Origin of the sequence: Brevibacterium picturae, from assembly GCF_030453725.1 — a bacterium.
GTDB lineage: Bacteria > Actinomycetota > Actinomycetes > Actinomycetales > Brevibacteriaceae > Brevibacterium > Brevibacterium sandarakinum_A.
Genome location: NZ_JAKDJU010000134.1, coordinates 1 through 8,318, shown reverse-complemented (window position 1 = coordinate 8,318; position 8,318 = coordinate 1). Strand labels below are relative to the sequence as shown.

Here is an 8,318-nt window from a genome sequence, read left to right as displayed (position 1 = left end):
GCCCATTTGAGGTAGGACTCGGAGTCGGAGACGGAGACGATGCGGATCGTGTCGTCGGTGCCCGCTGGATCCGTGCGCGAGAATGTGTCTTTCGCGCGTGAGGCTGGTGGATCAGGTATCGACATCTGCCTTGACCGATTGGGCGTTGAGGGACTTACGCAGACTATCGGCTGAGGCACCGGTCCACCATTCCGGCGGAATCTCGGTCACGGCGATCGTCACGTCGGGGTTGAGTGTGGACAGGGAGATCGCTGCGGTGCTGGGCAGACTGCGGATGGTGGAGTTCGGCGGCAGATTCACCAGGCGCAGCTCGATCGGGAGACCGACGTGTTTGATGCGCACGCGCTCGTCGCGGTCGAGCTCGGCGAGGAATTCGTCGGTCTCACGGCGGTGCGGGTAATAGGTGATGGGACCGTGGGTCATGAGCTCTTCGAGCCAGGCACGGTAGGAGTCTTCGTGGATGAGCCCGTCGGCGACCAGGGCCGAGCCGATGACCGGGTTGTCCCTGGGGTGGCTGCCGCCGGTGGGCAGGGTCTGCAGGTGCTCGAACTTGTGGCGGGTGATCTCCGCACCGGTTTTCAAGAAGGCCTTGCGCATGGCCTTCGACACCGGCAGAGCGGTGTGCCAGCGCAGCTTTCCCGCCGGTGCCAGTCCGCGCAGACGGTCCGCGACGTGTGCGGCCATGACCGCACGTGAGGCCTTGAGCTTCTGCCGCGGCCGTACCAGAGGTCCCCGTGCAGCCGTGAGGATCTCGATGGTCGAGTAGGTGGCCAGACCGTCGTCGAGGATGACGACCTCGGGCATGCGCCGCTCCAGGTAGGCCAGCGCGAGCGCCTTGTGGACCTGTCCGGAGCAGGCATCGCCGATGTAGATGCGATCGAAGTTGCGTTTGCGCAGGATCCCGGGCTTGGCTCCGACGCGTTCGAGGGAGACATGATTCGGCAGCCAGGCGAGGTCGAAGGCGTCGAGGAATGAGGTCATGCCCTTCGCATTTGCCCGCGCCCGAATCAGCAGGTCCTCATCGGATTCGTGTGTCTCGAGCGCGGAGAGGAACTGGAGGGGGGACTCGACGAAGGCGATCGAGGTCAGCCGAATCTTCTTCGGCTGCTTCGTTTTCAGTGCTGATTTCTCGGCTGCCTGGCCTGGGGCCTGCTGTGCGGCCGCTGGGTCCGCTGCCTGTGCGGGGGCTTCTGCATCCTTCGTGACAGTCATTGTGACCTCGTCTTTCTTCGGGCCGGACTTCTTCTTGGCGGAGCTCTTCTTGGAAGCGCCCTGTTTGGCCATCATCACTCCGGCTCCGATCTGCGTTTCGGCCCCAACTTCGACCTCAGCCTCGACCCCACTCCTGAGTTCACGGCCGAGTTCAGTCGCGAGCTCAGCCTCGAATTCACCTGCGGGACGAGCTTCGCGCCGTCGATGGAGATTCCGTAGGTCCTCAGTGTGCGCTGAGTCCGCCTGGCCTGCGTGCGCAGGCGTCGCTTCGCCGAGCTCAACCCCCTGCGGTGCGGTGGAACCTCCAACTGTCCGGGCAGGTCCAGCTTCGTCAGCCGCTTGCGCTTGAAGTACTTCATGTCCTCCCCGCCGACGGCAGATTCGAGGAAGTCGATTGCGCTGTCTCGCAGATACGAGGCCGTTTCGGACTGCATGCAGTAGGTGACCGCATCGATGAGCGGCCCCAGGTCTTTCGTGCCGATCGAGGCCCCACCGGCACCGGACCCCGCGTTCGCCGATTCGGGACCCACCTCGGCGAGGTCACCTGGCAGGACGTAGCCGCCCGTGTGGAGGGCATCGACGATGGTCAGCGGGATCCGGTTGCTGTTCTGGTACGGCGCCAGGGCGTGGAGCATCATCGAGGTTCCGATGGCGGCAGTGGCGGTGCCGAACAGAGCCCGAGCGGTCGCCAGCCCGGTCGAGTAGCAGGACACGACCAGCTGTGGCCGGGTGGTGGCGATGACGATCTCGGCCAGCAGCGGGACGTCGGCGAGCACGAACTCCAGTCCCAGTTCGTGACTGCGCGTTCGCAGCGGTTCGGTCGTCGTCCTCGCCGAGGTGGGGTGCGGTTTGAAGATGACCGTGGACAGTCCCTGCGCTTTGACCTCATCGATCATCTGCAGGTGCAGTTCCAGCTCCTCCTCGGCGGTGATGAGGTCGATCTGGGCCAAGTACTGACCGAGGACGATCGCAGCCTCGGGGATCGGATCACCGAGGCTCGCCGCCGCCAACTCGGGGGCCACCTCGGCGGCCATGTCCTCGATGACTGATGTCAGGTCCGTAGGCGGCAGAGCCACACGATCGGGGGAGTGCTCGGCGAGCTGACGTGGTGTGATGCCCGGCAGGAGGTCCGTGTAGTAGATCGTGGTCAGGCGCTGGTACTGCGGCAGGGAGAGCGGATTGCGGATCGGGCCGTAGCTCATCAGCCCGTCGGAGTGCACCGAGATCGTGGCTGTCGTGAAGATCTGTGTGAGCACGCCGGCGGGATGGCCGGGGAGGGATTCGACGATGAGGTCGAGCGGTTCGTCGTCGATCGCCCATTCGGTGCGCAACGACCTCGCCATGAGCGGGGCGCGTTCGCCGGAGATGCCGAAGGTCTTCGGGTGGTTGGGCCAGATGGTGGCGTTCCAGTCCACGACGAGATCGAAGCTGGTCAGCAGGCCTGCCGAGCCGGGCATGGAATCCGCTGCGGGTGTGAGCTCGGGGGCGAAGGAGTTGTTGGCGATGACGAGGATCCGTCGCCGGCCTGCCTCGCCGAGGCGCCCGGCCCGGATCAGGGCGACGATGTTCGCGAGCTGGTACTGGGTGGAGATCTGGATGATCTGGGTCATCAGCGGGCCCTCCTGACGATCGAATCGATCACGGGCAGTCGGTGCTCACCGAAGTTGCGCAGAGCCTGGTCGATGACATCGGTGTCGACGCCGTTGAGCGTATTCACCGCGCCCAGGTTGAGCTTCGACCTGACCTCGTGGTTCATCGAGGAGCCGCGATTGTGGATCTGGAAGTAGAGGATGGAGAGAAAGTTGCGGACTGCCTTGCGCTCGAAGCGGCGGAACTCCGGCTTCTCCTCGAGCATCGCGAACACGGACCGGAACGCGGGGATGAAGTCGAGCTGACGCTCGTCGAAGATCGCCGTCAACGAGGTGGCGCTGCCCTTGCGATAGCACAGACCCGCGGTGTCGACGACGGCGAAGCTGTCGGCCTCGAGGTGGTGGCGCCACGTCCAGGGGCGGTCCTCGCAGGTGCGCAGGTCCGGGTTGAACTCGAGCAGCCCGCGCCGCGCCATGGAGCGGGAGTAGATGCCGGTCCAGCATTCGGGGAAGTCGACCATCGTCGAGGCATCGTGGGGGAGGATGTAGTTCCTGGGGCTGAGCGCTGTGTTGTGGGTGAAACAGGGGGCGTTGCGCAGTTTGCGGTTGAACCCGTTGACGATGAGGTAGTTGGTCTTGACGAAATCGACGCCCAACCCGGTGATCGAATCAGTCAGGGAGCGCAGATGGCCCGGCGCGTACCAGTCGTCACCGTCGAGGTAGGTGATCGTCGAACCTGTGGCGGCCTCCAAGGCGGTGTTGCGTGCGGTGGAGACGCCGAGTGAGTCTGCATTGTGGATGGTGACGAGATTGAGCTGCTCGGCGAATTCGTCGATCACGCCCGCAGTGTCATCGGTGGATCCGTCGTTGACGACGATGACTTCCAGCTCGTCACGGGTAAAGCGCTGGTTGACCAGGCTCTTCAGGCTCCCGCCGATCGTTTCCTCGGCGTTCTTCGCGGCGATGATGACACTGACGACTGGCGCTGTCATTGGGTCCTTTCGCGGTGGTGCTCGTGACTCGTGGAGCTCAAGGCGTGTGCTTGTGCATGCACGCGTTCTCCTGGGCGGACGGGCTGTGTGGTTCGCATTCGATTGATCGTAGAATTCCTAAGCGAACGGTGGGTTGCGCCGAGGTTGACGGTTCAGACAGCGCGAATTCACCCGGTGTTCGCTTGCCGCCCACGGTCACGTCGTCAACCACTCATAGCCTGATGTGATGCCGAACCTGAAGCTGTTCCACTTCGACATCCCGACCTGGGGAAACTACGGCGACAAGGCACTGTTCCCCGTGGTCAGGGACGCGTTCCGGGTGCTGGGGGCCAGTGACGATGCGGTCGGCACCCATGTTGTATCGGGCCGAGCGCCGGGCCGGGCGTCGGACTCTTCGACGGTCGGTCAGGTGGACTTCACCTCGGCGGCGGCCCTGCGACGCGAGGTGGATTTGGCCCTGATCGAGCGAATCAACGCGCGGGCCGATGCTGTTGTCATCGGCGGGGGTGGGCTGTTCCTGCAGGACACGAACCCGAATCGGCTCTCGGGCTGGCAGTGGAAGATCTCCGCCGAGGCGCTCGCCGCCATCGAGGTGCCGTTGATCGTCTATGCGCTCGGCGACAATCGGTTCCCGGGCCAGCCCGAGTTCGACGACCTGATGAGAACCCATGTGAGCCAGGTCCTCGACCAGTCCGTGTTCTTCGGCCTGCGCAACACCGGCAGCATCGAGACGATGTCGCGGTTCCTGGGTGTGGACCAGACTGCGGGGCACACATCGGAATCGGAGGGATCGCAGGTGGGGAGGCTCTCGCAGTCTGACCCGATCCGGTTCCAACCGTGCCCGACGACCATCGCGGGTCTCCTTTACGAACCTCTGATCGGACGTCGCCCGGATCCTCGCCAGAAGGTTCTGGGGATCCAGATGCTCGTTCACCCACGCCAGATTGCTGCAGGCTTCGACGCCGAGGTCATCCACCAGGCGACTATTGATGCCGCCCGGATGCTTGTGGCCGGCGGGTGGCGGGTGCTGAGCACACCCTTTCACCCCGACGACGCCGAGGTGTCTCGACAGCTCGTCGCAGAAGTGCCGGAAGTCGAGGAAGTCAGGCTCTACGGAACAGGTGTCGGATTCTTCGCCGGCTTCGAGCTGTTCTCCTCCATTCCCTATGTGCTGGGCGGGCGCGGTCATGCGCAGATGATCCCCTTCGGTGTGGGCTCGATTCCGATCTCGCTGGACCTGCACGCGAAGCTGGGCTATTTCGCCCACGACATCGGACATCCCGAGTTCATCGTGCCTGTCACCGATGATGGGGCGCAGCAGGCAAACACCCTGGCCGAACGCATCGTCGACACGATCGAACAGGCATATGCCCAAGGCCACGAGCTGCAGGACGACCTCACGTCGACACAGCGCAGACTCTTCGACGTCACGAGAGACAACCACAGCGAAATCCAAGATGCGCTGGGACCTGCCACGGACTCCGGTCAGCCTCGAGCCGCTGAGGCACGTCTGCGTACCGAGCGCGACATCCGAGCCGAGGAATTCCACCTTGCCGCTGTTGCCGAGGCAGAGGAGTTCGGCAACGACCAGACCCGCGAGATCTCGAAGGCTCGCCGCGAGCACAGGCAGGCGATCGACGAGGCAGCGACCTATCGGAGGGGCCTCGAAGGCGAGCGCGAGAAGCTCCGTGGGGAACTTTCACAGACGACGAAGCAGCTCGAGAAGCGGTCTGCTGAACTCACTGCCCAGACTGTGGAGGCGGACCGTCACGCGAAGGAAGCCGACGATCTGCAGAAGAGACTCGACGAATCCGACGCCCAGCTCACAGCGGTCCATGATCGCACTGTTTCGGCTGAGGCACGGGCCCTCATCGACAAGACCGTGCATGGCGTGACATGGAGAGCGCGAAGGCTCAGGCGCAAGCTCAGGCGCTGAACGCCGCGGCCCCGGCAGCACGGCCCGCACCTGGCGGCGCTCGTTCGACCGCATCCGCGAGGGGATCGCGACGACGGTCTCACCACCACTTCTGCGAGGGGACACGAAATCGGCCCCACCACCTCGGCGAGGCGATGGGGCCGATTGCAAACGATCAGACGATCGCGCGAAGGTTCAGACGATCAGATCAGACGCTGACCTTGCGCAGCGAATCGATCTTCGATTCCTCACCTGGCATGACGCGCTTCTCGCCGTCGCCGAAGGCGGTTTCGAGAACGCGGACTCCCTTGACGAGCGAGGTGAACTCGCGTGGTTCCATCGATGCGGACTGGTCCGAGCCCCACATCGAGGAGTCCAGCGTGATGTGGCGTTCGATGGTCGCGGCGCCCAGAGCTGCGGCGGCGAAGGAGATCTCGAGGCCCAGCTCGTGGCCGGAATAGCCCACGTTCACACCGTAGCGCTCGCGCATGGTGGTGATGGCCTTGAGGTTGACCTCTTCGGGAGGCAGCGGGTAGGTCGAGGTGGCGTGCATGAGGACCAATTTGTCGCGATCGAAGACCTCGACAGCGGCATCGAGTGTGGCCCAGTCGGACATGCCCGAGGAGCACAGGACGGGCTTGCCGGTCGCGGCGATGGCGCGGAGGAGTTCGAAGTCCGTCAGCGAGGCCGAAGCGACCTTGTAGGTCACGGCGTCGAACTCGTTTTCGAGGAAGTCCACGGAGTCAGTGTCCCAGGGGGAGGCGAACCACTGCAGACCGACTTCCTTGGCGTAACGGTCGATCTCGGCGTACTCTTCCTTGCCGAACTCGACGCGCCACTTGTAGTCGAGGTAGGTCATCTCGCCCCACGGGGTGGAGCGCATCTTCGACTTCTGGTGTTCGGGCACAGCCACATCGGGGTTGCGCTTCTGGAACTTCACGGCCTGGGCACCGGCGGTGACGGCGACATCCATGAGCTGCTTCGCGATTTCGACGTCGCCGTTGTGGTTGATGCCGATTTCGCCGATCATGTACACGGGCTGATTCGGGCCGACGAGGTGATTGCCGATGGCCACTGGGGCGAGTTGATCAGTCATGAAACCTGCTTTCGATTGGTACGCATCGGTTCTGCGTGATTCGTGAGCAACGGCTGTTGCTGCTGGATGGACGGTTGCTTGATGTGTGGGTCTGAGTCGAGGACCGATGTCAGTCCTCGCGTCGGCAGCTGCTGCTTTGCCTGGTCGGACACGGGGATGAGGTCGCAGATTTCGCGGACCGCCCCCTTTCCGCCGGGCCGATCGAGGACCACCCGAGCCGCTGCGAGCACCTTGGGGTGGGCGTCCGCGACGGCGATGGGCCAGCCGACGACGTCGAAGGCTTCGAGGTCGTTGATGTCATTTCCGACGTAGGCCACGCGAGCCGCGTCGAGGCCCTGTTCATCGATCCACGAGGCCAGGACCTTCGCTTTATTGTCGACGCCCTGGGTGACATCCACATGAAGTTTCTCCGCCCTGCGGGTGACGACTGGATTGCGTTCCTTCGACAGGATCATGACAGGCAGCCCTGATTTCACGAGGCGTGAGACTCCCATGCCGTCGCCGCGGTGGACGCGGACCTGTTCGTTGCCGTCCTCGTCGACGTAGGCGCCGTCGTCGGTGTGGACTCCGTCGAAGTCGGTGACGAGTCCGTCGACGTCGATGACCTGCGCGGTCTCCTGCGTGGAGGCGATCGCGCGGACCAGTGACAGGTCCGACATGTCGTCGATTTCGCGGGCGTGCTCGGGCGGGACCTCTTCGATCGTGACCCGGCCGAAGAAGCGGTGTTCGTGTTCGACCAGGCCGTCGGTGCGCATGACGTAGAACGCGCCGGTCTCGTTGTAGTGCTTGGCCCGGTCCTGGCGGCGGGGCCGGAAGCTGGCTTCGTGACCGACGGCCACTGCCGATTCGCCATCGTCGAGGCGCCACAGGAACGAGTGGTCCTCGACGGCGGAGAACACGACGTCGGCCTCATCGTCGCGGACGGCGGCGACCGCGTTGTCGATCGAGGCCGAGTCGATGAACGGCGAGGTGCACTGCATGAAAACCGTGGTGTCGAATTCCTCGCCGAGGTTGGCCAGCGTGTAGATCAGGGCCGACTCACTGCTCGCGGTGTCACCGGCGATGTCAGCGGGACGATGGGACACCTCGGCGCCGGCCCGGATTGCCTCTGCGGCGATGCCGTCGTGGTCGGTCGAGACGACCACCCGATCGATGCTCGGCGTCGCCAGGGCCGCGTTGATCGCGCGTGCCAGAAGCGAGACGCCGGCGACCTTCTGCAGGTTCTTCAGCGGAATTCCCTTGGATCCGCCCCGGGCGGGAATGATGGCCACGGCCCGATGCGGCCGTGCTGCGCTCTCATCGTCGGCGGACGCTGTGGCCACGCGATCGGTGGGCGCTGGGGGAGTCAGAGTCGATTGGTAGTTCACAATGATTCGACGCTATCGACGGCATGTGGCCCCCAGGTGAACGAGCAATGTCGCCGAGGCGACACCTTCGTGGCGGGTGTGTGTCGAGGTGCCGTGGGGCGGGGTCTGTCGCCCGAGGCGGGGCTGAACGGTCAGCGCCAGGTGACG

General features: G+C 64.4%; 6 protein-coding genes. 1 reads left to right on the top strand and 5 read right to left on the bottom strand.

The features are described 5' to 3' along the window. Positions 1–111 precede the first annotated feature (111 nt). Genes L0G76_RS12080 through L0G76_RS12070 form a run of 3 tightly spaced genes read right to left on the bottom strand, consistent with a single transcriptional unit; the run spans position 112 to position 3,793 of the window. Complete coding sequence (locus L0G76_RS12080) at positions 112–1,287, bottom strand: hypothetical protein (protein WP_304357448.1); 1,176 nt, start codon at positions 1,285–1,287, stop codon at positions 112–114. After that, the gene (locus tag L0G76_RS12075) at positions 1,287–2,822 is read right to left on the bottom strand and encodes a polysialyltransferase family glycosyltransferase (RefSeq protein ID WP_304357447.1); all 1,536 of its coding nucleotides are present in this window, start codon (positions 2,820–2,822) and stop codon (positions 1,287–1,289) included. Before L0G76_RS12075 ends, L0G76_RS12080 begins: the two co-directional genes overlap by 1 nt. Further along, positions 2,822–3,793: a glycosyltransferase family 2 protein gene (locus L0G76_RS12070; protein WP_304357446.1), complete on the bottom strand. Its 972-nt coding sequence runs from the start codon at positions 3,791–3,793 to the stop codon at positions 2,822–2,824. The genes L0G76_RS12075 and L0G76_RS12070 overlap by 1 nt, the downstream gene beginning before the upstream one ends. Before the next feature lie 226 nt (positions 3,794–4,019). Here L0G76_RS12070 and L0G76_RS12065 point away from each other — a divergent pair, with 226 nt between their 5' ends. Then, entirely contained in the window at positions 4,020–5,729 is a 1,710-nt protein-coding gene (locus L0G76_RS12065; RefSeq protein ID WP_304357445.1) for a polysaccharide pyruvyl transferase family protein, read from the top strand. A 187-nt stretch (positions 5,730–5,916) separates the two neighbouring features. Here the strand turns inward: L0G76_RS12065 and L0G76_RS12060 are convergent, their stop codons facing one another. Then, the gene (locus tag L0G76_RS12060; RefSeq protein ID WP_304357444.1) at positions 5,917–6,804 is read right to left on the bottom strand and encodes an N-acetylneuraminate synthase family protein; all 888 of its coding nucleotides are present in this window, start codon (positions 6,802–6,804) and stop codon (positions 5,917–5,919) included. Beyond that, complete coding sequence (locus L0G76_RS12055; protein ID WP_304357443.1) at positions 6,801–8,171, bottom strand: acylneuraminate cytidylyltransferase; 1,371 nt, start codon at positions 8,169–8,171, stop codon at positions 6,801–6,803. The genes L0G76_RS12060 and L0G76_RS12055 overlap by 4 nt, the downstream gene beginning before the upstream one ends. Positions 8,172–8,318: the final 147 nt, after the last annotated feature.